Origin of the sequence: Roseobacter sp. MH60115 (genome assembly GCF_015644665.1) — a bacterium.
Classification (GTDB): domain Bacteria; phylum Pseudomonadota; class Alphaproteobacteria; order Rhodobacterales; family Rhodobacteraceae; genus Roseobacter.
The window spans coordinates 12,655-27,777 of record NZ_JADOBQ010000005.1; the positions used below are offsets into that span (position 1 = coordinate 12,655).

Annotated in this window: 13 protein-coding genes; 6 read left to right on the forward strand and 7 right to left on the reverse strand. The window is 58.0% G+C overall.

Going from position 1 to position 15,123, the window contains the following annotated elements; translation table 11 throughout:
• Positions 1-64 precede the first annotated feature (64 nt).
• The 5 genes from ISX84_RS15735 to ISX84_RS15755 form a co-directional block, all read right to left on the reverse strand.
• Complete coding sequence (locus ISX84_RS15735; protein WP_195821354.1) at positions 65-1,384, reverse strand: alginate O-acetyltransferase AlgX-related protein; 1,320 nt, start codon at positions 1,382-1,384, stop codon at positions 65-67.
• Positions 1,381-2,412 (reverse strand): alginate O-acetyltransferase AlgX-related protein, encoded by a 1,032-nt coding sequence (locus ISX84_RS15740; protein ID WP_195821355.1) that lies wholly within the window; start codon positions 2,410-2,412, stop codon positions 1,381-1,383. The genes ISX84_RS15735 and ISX84_RS15740 overlap by 4 nt, the downstream gene beginning before the upstream one ends.
• A 9-nt stretch (positions 2,413-2,421) precedes the next feature.
• Entirely contained in the window at positions 2,422-3,810 is a 1,389-nt protein-coding gene (locus ISX84_RS15745) for an MBOAT family O-acyltransferase (protein ID WP_195821356.1), read from the reverse strand.
• A 9-nt stretch (positions 3,811-3,819) separates the two neighbouring features.
• Positions 3,820-4,401 carry a hypothetical protein gene (locus ISX84_RS15750; protein ID WP_195821357.1) on the reverse strand — a complete coding sequence of 194 codons (582 nt, stop codon included), beginning with the start codon at positions 4,399-4,401 and terminating at the stop codon, positions 3,820-3,822.
• Between the two features lie 548 nt (positions 4,402-4,949).
• Positions 4,950-5,168: an integrase core domain-containing protein gene (locus ISX84_RS15755; protein WP_195821358.1), complete on the reverse strand. Its 219-nt coding sequence runs from the start codon at positions 5,166-5,168 to the stop codon at positions 4,950-4,952.
• A gap of 368 nt (positions 5,169-5,536) precedes the next feature.
• Here ISX84_RS15755 and ISX84_RS15760 point away from each other — a divergent pair, with 368 nt between their 5' ends.
• On the forward strand, positions 5,537-6,073 hold the full coding sequence (locus tag ISX84_RS15760; RefSeq protein ID WP_195821359.1) for an RNA polymerase sigma factor: 537 nt from the start codon (positions 5,537-5,539) through the stop codon (positions 6,071-6,073).
• Between the two features lie 5 nt (positions 6,074-6,078).
• Here the strand turns inward: ISX84_RS15760 and ISX84_RS15765 are convergent, their stop codons facing one another.
• A complete protein-coding gene (locus ISX84_RS15765) occupies positions 6,079-6,567 on the reverse strand; it encodes a hypothetical protein (RefSeq protein WP_229884364.1) in 489 nt (162 codons plus the stop codon).
• Between the two features lie 261 nt (positions 6,568-6,828).
• Here ISX84_RS15765 and ISX84_RS15770 point away from each other — a divergent pair, with 261 nt between their 5' ends.
• Positions 6,829-7,995 carry a S8 family serine peptidase gene (locus ISX84_RS15770; RefSeq protein ID WP_195821361.1) on the forward strand — a complete coding sequence of 389 codons (1,167 nt, stop codon included), beginning with the start codon at positions 6,829-6,831 and terminating at the stop codon, positions 7,993-7,995.
• 352 nt (positions 7,996-8,347) lie between these two features.
• On the opposite strand, the gene ISX84_RS15775 is transcribed toward ISX84_RS15770, so the two are convergent.
• The gene (locus ISX84_RS15775; protein WP_195821362.1) at positions 8,348-10,003 is read right to left on the reverse strand and encodes a calcium-binding protein; all 1,656 of its coding nucleotides are present in this window, start codon (positions 10,001-10,003) and stop codon (positions 8,348-8,350) included.
• Between the two features lie 556 nt (positions 10,004-10,559).
• Here ISX84_RS15775 and ISX84_RS15780 point away from each other — a divergent pair.
• The 4 genes from ISX84_RS15780 to ISX84_RS15795 are packed head-to-tail and all read left to right on the forward strand — an operon-like array spanning position 10,560 to position 15,123.
• A complete protein-coding gene (locus ISX84_RS15780; protein ID WP_326838748.1) occupies positions 10,560-11,480 on the forward strand; it encodes an ABC transporter ATP-binding protein in 921 nt (306 codons plus the stop codon).
• Positions 11,477-12,580, forward strand: coding sequence for an ABC transporter ATP-binding protein (locus ISX84_RS15785; protein WP_229884365.1), 1,104 nt, complete (start codon positions 11,477-11,479; stop codon positions 12,578-12,580). Before ISX84_RS15780 ends, ISX84_RS15785 begins: the two co-directional genes overlap by 4 nt.
• A gap of 17 nt (positions 12,581-12,597) precedes the next feature.
• The gene (locus ISX84_RS15790; protein ID WP_195821365.1) at positions 12,598-14,118 is read left to right on the forward strand and encodes an ABC transporter substrate-binding protein; all 1,521 of its coding nucleotides are present in this window, start codon (positions 12,598-12,600) and stop codon (positions 14,116-14,118) included.
• A 60-nt stretch (positions 14,119-14,178) separates the two neighbouring features.
• Positions 14,179-15,123, forward strand: coding sequence for an ABC transporter permease (locus ISX84_RS15795; protein ID WP_195821366.1), 945 nt, complete (start codon positions 14,179-14,181; stop codon positions 15,121-15,123).

Below are 15,123 nucleotides of genomic sequence, written 5' to 3' on the forward strand. Positions count from 1 at the left end.
CCGACCACCCGACAAGCGCGCCAGTTGATCGCCAGTTGCGAAGTTACCTACAGATTTTGTCCAATTACTTCGAAGGGGTGATCGAACGATGGGCTTCCAACCGCAAGTCCTCAAGAGATGCACCGGATTTCACGTCAACTTCAATGGACAGGATATCGCTGCTGAATCCTGTCAACGAGGCGGCAAGTGTGTCTCCGCGAAGGCCGGTTGGCACACGATCACGACGGCGCAACTTGATGGTTTTGGTGGCGCCGCTTGCCAGTTCCACACGCACTCTGAGGTCGATCGGATCGGTGTTCCCGGAACGGATTATCAACAGGTCGGGTTGTACCGCACCGAATTCAAGCTGTGCGTCGCCTTGCGTGGAGGCGACAAGCGTGCCGGGCGTTTTCTCGGCCGTCCGCAGTGCCCCCAACAACTGGCGCAGGTTGCTTGCAGCATTGAAGCTCTCGGAATACGGCACCTCCCAGACCACAAGGCTCGGCTCACGGTCCAACCCACCGTTCAGAACAAAGCCTTCAATGACCCCAATCATGCCAGTACCCGTCGCAGACAGGTTCTCGACTTCCCGATCCAATGCCCACGCCAGCGCGTCCCCAACCCGGTAAAGGTCAGTCTTGTATCGATTGGAGAAACTTGTCCCTAGCAGCACCACAGGCGCAGAGTCTGCGGACGCCCCCAGCAAGTCGCCCCCGCGGCTGGGGAAGTCTGAAAGCGCAAAAGTTTCTCGCGGCAAATCTGCCTTACACACTTGCCGAACGATGGCGGCAAGAGATCCTTTTTCCTCTTCTGTGTCGGGCCCGATGGTTGGGGCGCTAGCCACTTGGATGTCGAGCGCAGGATGTGCGGCAGCAACCTCTGCACTCAACGCCTGCATACTGAACGCAGCCCCTATCGCGGACCAATGGGTGTCACGTTTGAAATAGTAATTCTGGCGCACGGCATCTGAGCTTGTCGCGACCGCAACTAGATCGGGAACGATAGCACCCGTGCTACGCAGCTGAGCGATCATCGCTTCAAAACTGGCGCGCGCTGCAGCGACGTCATGTGCGCCCTTTCCGACTGTCGCATCCACGACGTCTTGGCCTGCAACAATACTGCGTGGCGGTGCGACCACAATCGCAAGGGGCACGCGCCGTTCGGCAAACGCATCCACGATGCCTTGAACCAAGGCGAGATTGCTCTCCTTCATCTCGTACTCTTCCGAGAGCATTTCGTCCGTGAAGATCCACCCGGTCTCTGTGCTGGAATGAATGGGCGCAAGGCGCGCGTACTTGCTTGGCAACGCGTCTGAATCAAGAAGCGCATCGCAATAAGGCGTTGCAAAAGCCGCAAAGGGGAACGCGAGGCAAGTCAAGGCGATGCGGAGAGCTTTGAAAATCATGGGAAAGTCCTTAGATTGATGTAGCGCTCTGGGATTTCCCAGATCACGGTTTTCACGGAGGTAGAGGCCAGGGACCGGGACGCGAGGAACCGGCGCATGGGAACGAATGGGCCCTGTCCTTCTTCGGCAAGGTTCAAAATATCTTGGCCAAAGGCGGATTTTAGGAAGCCTTCGAAATGAAGATCGTCGCGGGCTGAAAAGCTGGTTCCGACAAGCGCGATTTGGATTTTGGGATCGCCCAAGAGGCCAAGCTCACTAGAGGTCGAAACGGTTTCAAAAACGGGAATGGTCTCCAACATGGGGCCGACAAAAGGTTGAAATGGACCCGTTTGTGCAAAGACCGTGAGGTCGCCCTCAAGCAAAGCTTCACCCACCTTTTGCGTCTGGAACACACCGTCCCGTCTCATGATTTCGGGCAGGTGCGCCGCAAGCACTTGCGCCACGGCTTGTGACCCTGTTGGAGACCAATGGGTGTCTGTGCGTAGGAACGCAGCCTCTCCAAGATCAGACAGGGTTTTCCGCATATCGATTGCAGGCAAACCCAGTTCCGTCAAAACACTGAGAGCGCCGTCGAACCGAGTTTGCAAAGCAAGGTCGCGTGGGAATCTATGCATTGCGGCCATCACGCGCGCTTTATCCGGTATGATGACCGGGATGAGCGCGACGCCATTTGCCGCCAAAAGATCGCGTATTTCTGAAACCTCAGCGCGAAAATCGGTCGCGTCCTCACCTGCCCCGAACTCCTCAAGCGTGAAGAGCCAACCGTCCTGTCCGACCAACGCGCCATGGTTCGCTTCGCCGAAGGCTGCCAACCGAAGCGCTGTCCAGCTGTGAAGCGCCAGCTCTTTGAATGGCATTGCAACGTCGAACCGGTCCTCGTAGGTGCGCTGGTAGAGGCCGTCGAAAGTATCCCGGAACGCACCCCGCGGGTCGGCTTCACGCACTGCATTTGCACCGGAAAAGATGACAAAGGCGGAGGTCAGTATTGGCAGCGCAAGCTGCGGAAAGATGTTTCGATACAATTGCATAGCGGGACCTCAGAACTGGAAATAGAGAAAGGGGCTGTCACTGCGCGCATGCATGAGCGAGAAGCTGGCCACAAACAGAAAGCAGGAAGCGCCGATTGAGATGCTTTGCGGAACGCGCACCCCGCGAAGACTTGGCAGAGGTGCGACCAGAGCCGTTCCCAGCGCCAGAAAAGCAAGCTCCGTCGATTGGGTTGAAACAATAGTCTCGGCACGAAGCCCCAGTCCATTCAGCCCGAGCATTCCGGCATAGATGGACATCGCTTGCGACAGGCTCTCTGCCCGAAATACGACCCACCCGATCAGGACCAAGACCATGGTAACAGGCCAGGCGAAGGCACCGGGAATGATCTGGCGTTTGCCCTTAATACCCAGCGCCCGTTCCAGTGCCATAAGGCCGCCGTGCCACGCGCCCCAAACAACAAACGTCCAGTTGGCACCATGCCAGATTCCCCCCAACAACATTGTCAGGACCAAGTTCCGAAGAGTCTTTGTCGTCCCGGCGCGGTTACCGCCCAACGGCACGTAAACATAGTCACGCAGCCAGTTCGATAAGCTGATATGCCAACGTTGCCAGAATTCCGTGATCGATCTTGCGTGATAAGGTTTGTTGAAGTTCTCGACAAAGCGAAAACCCATCATCAAGCCCAAACCAACGGCCATTGCAGAATACCCTGCAAAATCAAAGAACAGCTGGATGGCATAGGAAATAGCGGCAAGCCATGCCTCTGCCAGCGTCGGATCGGAAAGTGCAAACAAGCGATCCGCCAGTGGGGCGACACTGTCCGCGATGATCAGCTTCATTGCCAACCCGAGAATGAAGCGCTGCAGCCCCTCGTTGAAGATACGCAGGCTTTTCTCCCGCTGGCGAAACTGACCGGCCAGATCTTTGTAACGCAGGATCGGTCCCGCAATGAGCTGTGGAAACAACGTCATGAAAGCGAGGTAGTCGACGATATTCCTCGCCTCAGGGACGTCTCGGCGCGTGACGTCCAAAATGTAGCTAATGCTTTGGAAGGTCAGAAAGCTGATGCCGATGGGCAGCAGAACTTCCCAGGTGGGGACGCCCTCGACGCCCAAGGCCAACCCTGCCTGTGCAAGGTTTGAGGTTATGAAAAACGTGTATTTGAAATAGCATAACAGTAAGATGTTAACGCTTACCCCAAGAACGACCCAACCGCGTTGACGGCTGGGAGATGTGCGTAGCGCTGACCGGGCCACCAGGAAGCTGAGCAGCGCCATTCCGAGCACAACAATCAGGTAGGATAGTTTCCACCAGCCGTAGAAGACACAGCTCCCAAAGAGGATGACAGCGGATTGCCACCGGTTGGGCGCCAGATGGTAGACCACCAGAAACACCGGCAGAAACGCAAACAAAAAGATGGGTGAGGAGAACAACATCGGCCCGGCTCAGTTCGCGGACACGACGGGTGCAAATTTGTTTTCTATCAGTGTGACTGTATCACCGACCACAACAAAGGTGAGGTTTTGTCCGCGACGAAGGGATAGATCAAAAGTGGCGAGCGGCCCGGCGTCGGTGACAACCGAGAGCTCTGCCTGAACCGGGTTAACGCCGCGTGACCGGGCCTGGCCTGCTGTTGTCGCCCCTATCACTTCAGTTTCGTTTGCGCTTACAATCAAACGCGCCGGGGTACTGTCCGCATTCAAAAGGACCAGATGAACTTTAGTTGCGTCGTCCCGAGGAGGCTCCGGAATGATTTGATCTCCGATGAGCGAGTAAAATCGACCGGCTTCCGCGCCATCGAGAACAGCGTTTGAGACCGGGACGTATTCGCGCGTGTTACTGACTTCCGCATCGAAATCTGCACCAAAAGCTTTGGCGGACACAGTTGGGGCAAGCCAACGGATAAAGACCGCATCCTCAGGCAACCTAGCCCCGTAGAGAGCATCTTCAGCATTGGCAGAACCAGGAAGCGGAAGCATCAGTGTAAATGCTGCAGCGCAGGAGGTAATGAGCAAATTGATATTCATGGCATGTCCTTTCGAATGCCATAAATGTGTCAGTTATGGTTATGGATTGCGAAGGTGCAGGAGTAGGTTTTCGCTATCCCTAAGGATAGGCGCAGCACCAAAGGCGTATTTGCACCTGCAGCGCACTTTCGCTTCTCATCGCATACATACAACCATATGATTTTGTTGTATTTTTTAACTGCATCGGTTCTTGAAATGCCCTTTGGCGTGACGAACCCAAATTCTGCCGAGTATGTACGCATTTCAATCTGCTTTTTCTGATACCCGATGAAAAAAATGCGCCGCGCCTGCCCATGATGGACGCGCGGTTTAGCCGCTTGTCCGTAGAATTGCTAAGCGGTCGAATGGCCGGTTGCCTTCGCTGTGCAGCTAAGATCGCCAACTTTGATTAACGACCGGTTTGGGCCGTCCACGGCAATAGTCACCGGGGTATGTATGTCATTGCTGCGTCATATCCGAGGTCGGCTGTGAACTCATAGAGCCAAGTGCTACGTACAGGACGAAAGTCTGGTACTCGAGGGTGGCAAAGCGGGTGCCCAGCCCCATTTTCATTGGCGATTTTTGAGTACGGTTTCTGGCAGTGGCGGGCGCATGTTTAGGACTTGATGCGGTCGGACACGATTGTACTGTCTGGCCCAGGTATTGATGACGATCTGCGCCTGTTTGGTGGTGTGGAACCATTCGGCATTCAGGACTTCGCGGCGCAAAGTTCCGTCGAAACGCTCGTTGTAACCGTTCTCTTTCTGCAGCGCCTTCAGATCGGCCATCTCCGATCGCCTGCCGGGCAATGCATGCCACCAAACCGCTTGCGTCAAATGTAACAGGTCACATCACTGACGCCAGCCGCTCGGCACGCCGTCGCAACGTCGGATACTGATGCTAGGCTCAGCAAATTCTCGCGAAGAAGCCTCAGAATATCCTCCATCCGAATACCGTTTCCGCACCATCAATCTCGTTTCCAAAACTAAGCCAACTCCGGCACAGTTTTAGCGGGCCAAGGCAGATTGATCAGGGGCGATTTAGGGGGCCGGATGCAACGCTTACGAATGGCTGACAAATTTGCTGTTGAACAGATGCAAGTCGGATGGCATGCGTTACTTGACAGCCATCTTCTGCCAGGTACGGAACAGCGGCCATGGATGACATCGATCTGGTCAAGGCCGTGGCGTCGGGCGACAAGCGTGCCATGCATGCTTTCTACATGCGCCACAATGATGCCGTATATGCGTTTGCTTTTTCGCGTTGTGGGAATACAGACCTTGCCTCAGATTGCGTACATGACTCAATGCTCGACGTGTGGCGGTCTGCTTCCAGTTTCGCTGGTAAATCGAGCGTCAAAACCTGGCTCTTCTCCATTGCGCGCAACAAACTGATCGACGCCCTGCGTAAACGCGGCAAGTTGTCTTATGTCGATGAAGTTCCAGAGCTTGAGGATACTGCCCCCAATCCCGAGGCGGCAGCAATTGCAGCGGCAGAAAGGGAGCGCCTGCACCACTGCATAGAGGGCTTATCAGGCCCGCAACGGTCTGCCATTCGCCTCGCGTTCCTGGAGGATTTAAGCTACCCGGAGATCGCGGAGGTGGAAGTTGTCCCCATCGGTACGATCAAAACCCGTGTTTTCCATGCCAAACAGGCTCTGATGCGCTGTCTTGAGGCCGGTCTGCGTCGATAGAGGCGCTACTCAGCAACAAACTCGACCAGCTCACGGCTGTTGTTCAAGACGTCCAGCGCCTCCTCGCGCAAGCCGGCTTCCGCGAAGGAGATGCGCATGAGGCCAAGCGCGCTGGGACCATCCGTGATTGTGCCGCCGAGCGGAGCGAGCAGGGCGGTAATCTCACCAACGGTCGCACTTTCAACAAACTTTACCTGGAACGCGAAGGCAGCAGGCTGTTCACTCGCCGTGCGGAACTCGCCCGGCACCTGGTTGATGCGCGGCCCGACCGTGACCTGCCAGGCGGCGATGGCAAGCACCGCAACGGCAGCATATTTGAGTGTCTTTCGCCAAGGGCGCCTGTTGTCGTTCGCTGCCTGCGGTTCGGCATCTATCTCAGCCGAAAGCCGATCCCAAACGGCGTCCGCGTTTTCGTGCCCTGGTGCCGAAGAAAGCTCGGCGCGGACGGACCGCATAAGATCCACTTCGGCCGCAAGGGACGTATCCTTGGCCATGCTCCTTTCAAATACATCTCGGTCTGACGAGGTCAGCCGATCCTGTAGATAGTCGAGTATGCTCTGGTCGCGATCCACGCTTTTCCGCCCACTTCTTCGCAATGTTCATTTCTTTGTCGCACGATCTCACTTCATGGTTCAAAGTTATTGTGGTGAGTAACTGTTTTTCAGCTTTTGATTGAACCAACTTGTTCTTCAACACGACTAACTTGTGTACGGTTGTGCGTCCGAGGCGTGGTCAGTCGGAAAGGAAAGTATTGCATGTTCCAGATTGCACCTCTCTTTCGGGGGTTGGCAGCGATAGGTCTTGGTTTCGCACTGCTGGGTTGCGTGCTCTCGCAGGAACAGGCGCTACCCAGTGCTGTTCGCGCTGATGTTGTGGGGCCGCGAAAGATCATCGCACTGGTGCCTGACCCCGAGAGCGCGGCACAGATGCGTCAGGCAACCCGATCGGCAGGATATCAAGAGCTTGATGTGACCCGCTTGGGCGGCCTTGACCTGACGATGCTGACCTATCGGATGCCAGATGGCGTCACGGGAGCCCAGGCGATTGCCGCGCTCGAAGCCGCGGTTCCCACATCCACGGTTGGGGTCAACCACGCCTATCGCTTGCAGCAACAGCAAGGCGCGGCGCAGGCGCTGGATTACGCGGACACCATGATGCGTTGGAGTGAAGGGGGATGCGCTGCGCGCGTGCCGATTGGTCTGATTGATACCGCAATCGACGCGACATCGCCTGCATTGGCTGGCGCCGAGGTGATCACAAGAGCATTTTTTGAAGGTCCTTCGGCCAAAGCAACGCATGGAACTGATGTGGCGGCGGTTCTGGCAAACCCGGATCGCCTGCGCGGCGTGAGAATTTACAGTGCAAATGTGTTTGGTCAGCCTGAGGCGGGGGATCCCGTGGCGGGGGCGGATGCCTTGGTGCGTGCGCTTGACTGGTTGTCGGGTGAAGAGGTGCGCCTCGTCAATCTTGCGCTCGCGGGCCCCTACAACAAACTCCTGAATCTCGCCGTTGACCGGGCCGCCGCGCGGGGTCTTATTCTGGTTGCCGCAGTCGGCAACGAGGGGCCGACCGTTGATCCACTCTATCCGGCCGGTTTCGAAGAGGTGATCGCAGTCACGGCCGTTGATGTGGAAGGTCGCATCTACCGCAATGCAGTCCGCGGACCGCACGTGGATGTCGCGGCACCCGGTGTTGACGTTATGCTCCCCACCGCCGGGCGCCTGCGCTTTGTCACCGGCACCTCGATTGCCACGCCCTTCGTGACAGCACGGCTTGCAGCCGATCCGGCTGTTGCTGCCGCGCGGAACGTTTCGGAAGCCCGCAGCAGGCTCGCGGAGACAAGCGCCGAGCTTGGTCCCGAAGGCCGCGACACAGTGTTTGGATACGGGCTTGCCCTTGCGGAAAACATTTGTGGCGAGTGAGCTAACGTCAGTTCAACCCTTGCCTCCGGGAGGGCCGCACTGACCTCTATTGCTCGCTTCTTGGGCCACGCCCGGCGACTGCCCAATGCGGGCCGGATCGTGAGGGCGTTTTCCTGACGATGTGCGGCCAACAGCACAGATCACTTTAGCCCGCTTCTTAAGGCCGGAGTATTCCACATCTTCACTGGAAACGGCTTTGCGAGCCAGTGCGGATTTGCCATACGGTATCATCGTGTTGATCCACATTGGACAAGACACGATGAAGGTACGGACGGTTCATTTTCCTTCATACACGGAACAAACCCCGCCAGCTGGAAGCTGGCGGGGCCGTGGGCCATGATGTTACATTTAACTACGCAATCATGAAATCATCGGCACCAAAGTCGGTGACCAGGGTATCTTCGAATGTGATCACCTTGTTGTTGAGGGCCAGTTCCACGTCGTCCCCAACCTGGCTCAAGTTGGCGAGCAGGTTTTCGGTCGTCACGTTGGGGTCTGTCGTCAAGAACGCCAACTGATCAACACCGACTTCGAAGTCGAGGATGACATCGACGCCGATATCCTCTTCGAAGAACACGAAGGTGTCGGCCCCTTCGCCACCTGCCATGATGTCATCCCCGGCGCCGCCGCGGATCACATTGTCCTGGTCGTTGCCGATGATGACATCGTTGCTGTCGGTCCCGGTGACGTTCTCGAAGTTGACGGCAGAGGCGTCTTGGCCAGCCCTATTGTCGATCTCGATGGCGCCGGTCTCGAGGTTCACGCTGATGGGACCCGACGCCTGGCTGAAGTCCAACGTATCCACGCCATCGCCGCCATCCAGATCCAGCTTGATCTCATTCAGCACGTCGCCGGTGATCACCGCCTTATCCTCGCCGCCGCCAAAGTTGGTCTCCTGCACTTCGGTGTTGCGGATGTCGAGCTGGAAGAGGCCGCGTTCGGTCTGGCCGTTGACCTCGATGCGGGCGAACTGGATGCCCTCATCGGTGACCGAGAACTCGGCCACATCGTCGTTCTGCAGATCATCGTTCACGAGATCGGTGTCGAAGTTGACCTGCTGGATGTCATAGCCCTTGCCGCCATCCATCAGGTCCGAGCCGTCGCCGTTGTTCCAGACCAGCAGGTCATCGCCACGCCCGCCGAACATCTCGTCGTTGCCTTTGTTGCCGATGATGGTGTCGTCGCCGCCCTTGCCGAAGAGCTTGTCGTCACCATCGTTACCGGACAGGATGTTATCCTGCTTGTCGCCCCGGATTTTGTCATCGAAGATGGTGCCCACGACATTCTCGAAGTTCTCAGCATGCGAGTCGTTCAGCGTGCCTTTCTTGAGGTTCACCTTGACCGCCTCGGCGGCCTGCGACAGATCCAACGTATCCACGCCATCGCCGCCATCGAGGTCGAGCTTGATCTCGTTCAGCACGTCGCCGGTGATCACCGCCTTATCCTCGCCGCCGCCAAAGTTGGTCTCCTGCACTTCGGTGTTGCGGATGTCGAGCTGGAAGAGGCCGCGTTCGGTCTGGCCGTTGACCTCGATGCGGGCGAACTGGATGCCCTCATCGGTGACCGAGAACTCGGCCACATCGTCGTTCTGCAGATCATCGTTCACGAGATCGGTGTCGAAGTTGACCTGCTGGATGTCATAGCCCTTGCCGCCATCCATCAGGTCCGAGCCGTCGCCGTTGTTCCAGACCAGCAGGTCATCGCCACGCCCGCCGAACATTTCGTCGTCGCCTTTGTTGCCGACCACGCGGTCGTTGCCAAAGCCGCCGGAGACATAATCGTCGCCATCACCACCTTCGACGGTATCGTCTCCAAAACCGCCAAAGAGCATGTCGTCGCCGAGGTCGCCAGCGATCTTGTCATTGCCAAACAGGCCAAAAACGAGGTCGTCTCCATCCTTGGCGGTAATGTTGTCATCGCCGAACGTCCCAATAATCAGGTCGTTCCTGTCTGTGCCGTGAATCGTGTTGTTGCCGAAAATTAGATTGAAAAAGTTAAAGCTGGGCATTGGTTTCTCCATCCACAAATCGTTTCAAACAAATATCGCCGGTGGCTTTCCAAGGGCTGACCTGATCAAATAAGACCATGGTCATTGCGCTCTTGCCCGCCGGGATAACCGTTGGTCGTACGGGGATGCAGGATGGTTCAAAAAAAATCTGCAAGTTAGAATATGGGGTCCGATTCGGACAGTCACCCATCATGCCCCTGGACTTTCGTCAGCCTGCGGATGCCGTTCATTGCTGCCGGTCAAGGGGCGATCGCGCGACGCTATCCGTGGCGCTGCGCGTGATCGGCAGCGCTTGTTGCCACGTCCACGTGCGTAAAATGTAGTCAGGGTAACTCGGCGGTGCTCCCGTGACAGGTTTAGCATTGACACTTGGACGCGCGTTATGTCGGATACCAATATGAAATTGGTTCGCATCTTCATGCATTCGATGTCGTAAGGCTCTGCAGTGTCAAAGGATACGCATGATTGGCAGGCTGGTCCACCTCAGCGATCTGGTGCTTGCGCCATGGAATTGACGGGCTTGGCCCTGCGTTTTCGCGGACAGTCAAATGATGTTGTGGATGACGTCTCCCTTTCTGCCAGATCGGGTGAAGTGCTGTGCGTTGTTGGTGAGTCCGGCTGCGGCAAGAGCGTCACCGCGATGGCGCTCATGGGCTTACTCCCGCCAGATTCTTCTGTAATTTCATCTGGAAATCTGAAGGTTGGCGAAGATACTTTCGACCTGACGCGCGATGTCTTGCCGCGTTCGATGCGTGGCAGCCGCATCGCGATGATCTTTCAGGAGCCAATGACATCCCTGAACCCGGCCTTTCGCATCGGGGATCAAATCTGCGAGGCAATCGTTCAACACAGTGGCGCCACACGCCCGGAAGCGCTCGCCCGCGCCGAAGATATGCTGCAGCGCGTTGGCATTGCCAATCCGTCGCAGCGGCTGTTTGAATATCCGCACCAATTGTCCGGTGGTATGCGTCAACGGGTCATGATCGCCATGGCCCTGGCCAACGATCCCCAGGTTCTGATCGCAGATGAACCGACAACTGCGCTCGACGTGACGATCCAGGCGCAAATTCTCGACCTGATCCGGGACCTGCGCGACGATACCGGGATGAGCACCATCATGATCACCCATGATCTTGGTGTTGTGGCCGAGATCGCCGATCGCGTGGCCGTCATGTATGGTGGTCAGGTGGTTGAGCAAGGGCCGGTAAGAGAGGTTTTTGACAATCCCCAGCATCCCTACACGATAGGCCTGATGAGCGCGATGCCCGGGCTGGACCGTCCGGGCGAGCGGTTGGCGATTGTTCCCGGCACGGTGCCGACCATCGCGAATATGCCGGAGGGGTGCCGTTTTCGAACCCGGTGTGCCTTCGCCGCGGCGACCTGTGCGGGGCGGCCCGCCTTGTCGGAGATTGCGCCGCAGCACCATGTCGCATGCCACTTCGCGCCCCTCGAAGAACACATAGAGGTGGCCCCTTGAGCCAGGATGTCATCCTCGAAGCCATAGATGTGGCGAAGCATTTTGGAACGCATGCCGGCTGGCTGTCCCGGAGGCCCGTCGTGCAGGCGGTCGATGGGGTCTCGCTCGCGGTGCGACGCGGTGAGACTTTTGCGATTGTGGGCGAGAGCGGTTGCGGAAAATCGACGCTCGCGCGCGTTCTGATGCGGCTTCTGACGCCGACATCGGGCGATGTGCTGTTTGACGGACAACAGGTCAGTGCGATTCAAGGAGACGCGCTGAGGACGCTGCGCCGGGACATGCAGTTTATCTTCCAGGACCCTTTCTCCTCGCTCAATCCGCGGATGACGGTGGGCAAGCTTGTGGGGGAGCCGCTGGAAATTCACGCCCCCGAGTTGTCACCGCAGGATCGTCGCGCCAAGGTCGCGAAGCTTCTGCGCCAGGTGGGGTTGCGTACGGAACACGCGGACAGGTATCCGCATGAATTCAGCGGAGGTCAGCGGCAGCGCATCGGCATCGCGCGCGCCCTTGCCTCCGGGCCGAAACTGATCATAGGGGATGAGCCGGTGTCGGCCCTGGATGTCTCCGTGCAGGCGCAGGTGATCAACCTGTTGGGCGATCTGTCCCGCGATCTGGGGCTGACCCTCGTGATCATTGCCCATGATCTGGGCGTGATCCGGCACATGAGTGACCGCGTCGCCGTGATGTATCTGGGTCGGATTGTCGAGATCGGCACGACGGAAGAGGTCTTTGCGGACCCTAAACACCCCTACACACAGGCGCTTTTGGCCGCGATCCCGTCCATGGACGGACCTGTGACAGACCATAGTGCGACGGTTCACGGCGAAATGCCCAGCCCGTCGGACCCGCCGCCGGGCTGCCGGTTCCATACGCGCTGCCCGCACGCGCAGGCGCTTTGCAAGACCCAGGCGCCGCACCTGAATGCCTTGCAGGATGCATCCCATCAAGTCGCCTGCCATTTCGCGGAGACGTTGCAACGACGCCTCCCACCAACCACCGTGACACAGAAATCCAAGACTGCCGAAGCACGTTTTGCGCTCTACCGCGCAGCGACAGAAGGCGGCACCGTCAAGCATAACGCAAAACAAAAACGAACATGAACAGAGAGGATTTGACCATGTCATCGATAAAAAAGGCCATGATCACTGCGCTGATTGGCGCAACCGCGCTCACCGCCAGCCCGGCGCTTGCCAAGGATTTACGGATCGCGTTGCAATCGGACGCGGACGTGCTGGACCCCGACCAGTCGCGCACATTTGTAGGGCGGATTGTGTATGCCTCGATGTGCGACAAACTGGTGGACATCACACCTGACCTTGAGATCATCCCGCAGCTTGCCACGTCCTGGAGCACCTCTGACGATGGCACCGCGATCACGATGCAGTTGCGTGAGGGCGTCGTGTTCCATGACGGCACGCCGTTCAACGCCGAGGCCGTCGCCGCCAATATTGAACGCTCGCAAACGCTGGAGACGTCCCGGCGCAAGTCGGAGCTGGCCTCGATCACCGGGACCGAAGTCACCGGTGAGTATGAGATTGTGCTGACCCTCGCGGGACCCGATGCCACCCTGATGGCGCAGCTGGCGGACCGCGCTGGCATGATGGTCTCACCCACCGCTGCTGCGGCTGCGGGAGATGATTTCGGCCTGAACCCGGTCTGCTCCGGCGCATTCAGCTTCACCGAGCGGGTGGCGCAAGACAAGATCGTCCTGACCAAATTCGATGACTATTGGAACGCCGATGCGATCCACTTTGACAGCGTCACCTTCCTGCCGATCCCCGACACGACCGTGCGTCTGGCGAACCTGCAGGCGGGTGACATCGACATGCTGGAGCGCTTGAATGCAACGGACCTGACCCAAGCGAACAACGATCCCGATATCGTCGTGGATAGCGCCGTCTCGCTGGGCTATCAGGCGATCACTTTCAACATCGGGAACGGCCCCCGAGGCGACAATCCCTGGGGCAATGACAAGCGTCTGCGTCAGGCGCTGAGCTATGCTGTGGACCGCGAGGCCCTGAACCAGGTGGTTTTTGAGGGGGCATTTGCCCCCGGCAACCAACCGTTCCCATCGACATCGCCCTGGTACAATCAATCACTGCCACTGGAGGCCCGTGACATCGACAAGGCCAAGGCCCTGCTGGCTGAGGCGGGCTTTCCCGATGGGCTGGAGCTGGAGGTTCAGGTGCCCAATTCCACAGAACCGCTGGCTGTGATGCAGGTTGTCCAGGCCATGGCCGCCGAGGCCGGGATCGATATCAAGCTGACCTCCAAGGAATTTGCCACACTGCTGGCCGATCAATCCGCCGGTGACTACACCGCAAGCCAGATCGGTTGGTCGGGTCGTGTGGACCCGGACGGCAACAACCATCCGTTTGTGACCACAAATGGCGGGATCAACGACTCCAAATACTCCAACCCCAAGATGGATGAGTTGATGGATGCGGCGCGCGTGGCGGGCAGCTCGGAGGAGCGCAAGGCGCTTTACGATGAGGCCATGACGATCCTGCTGGACGATCTGAATCGCGTGTTTCTGTATCACGTCAACTGGATCTGGGCCTACAGCGACAAGATGAAGGGCTTCACTCCCTATCCCGATGGCATGATCCGCCTCGAAAACGTGACCTGGGAAGAGTGATCTTTCCTGCCCGCGCCGCCTGTCAGGGTGGCGTGGGCGCTTTCCTGCTGAGGCTGTGACATGCTGGCGTTTCTGCTGCGACGTATCCTGATTGCCATTCCGACGGTTGTGATCATCTCGGTCATGGTCTTCGGGTTGCAACATCTGCTGCCCGGCGACCCCCTTTTGGTGCTGGCAGGGGAAGAACGCGACCCAGCGGTCTTGGAGGCGTTGCGCGAAAAGTACCGCCTGAACGATCCGATCCCCGTGCAATATCTGGCCTGGGTCGGCAACGCCCTGCAGGGGGATCTGGGCGTGTCGCTGCGGACCAATCAGCCGGTGACGGAACTGATGGCGCAAAAGCTGCCCGTGACCATTCAACTGGCCCTGATGTCGATGGTCTTTGCCCTTGTGATCGGCATTCCGGCAGGCATCTTATCGGCGGTCAAAAAGGGCACGGCAACGGACTACGTGGCCAATGTCGTCGCTCTGTCAGGGCTGTCCATTCCGAACTTCTGGCTGGGGATCATGCTGATCCTGCTGGTCTCGGTGAAATGGCAATTGCTGCCTGCCTCTGGTTATGTGCCGCCTTCGGAGGATCTCTGGCAATCGATCCGCACGATGCTGATGCCGTCCTTTGTGCTGGGCACGGCGCTGGCTGCGACACTGATGCGGCATACACGGTCCTCGATGATCGGCGTGCTGAGCGCAGATTATGTCCGCACGGCCCGCGCAAAAGGGCTGGCCGAACGCGTCGTCATTCTCAAACATGCGTTGCGCAATGCGCTGACGCCCATCGTAACGCTGACCGCGCTGTTGTTCGGCGAACTCGTGGCGGGTGCCGTGCTGACCGAGCAGATCTTTACCATCCCCGGCTTTGGCAAGCTGGTCGTCGATGCGGTCTTCAATCGTGACTACGCCGTGGTGCAGGGCATCGTGCTGGTCACCGCTGTGGGCTTCATCTTCATGAACCTCTTTGCGGACGTCATGTATTTCATCCTTAACCCGCGCCTGAGGGAGCAGTGA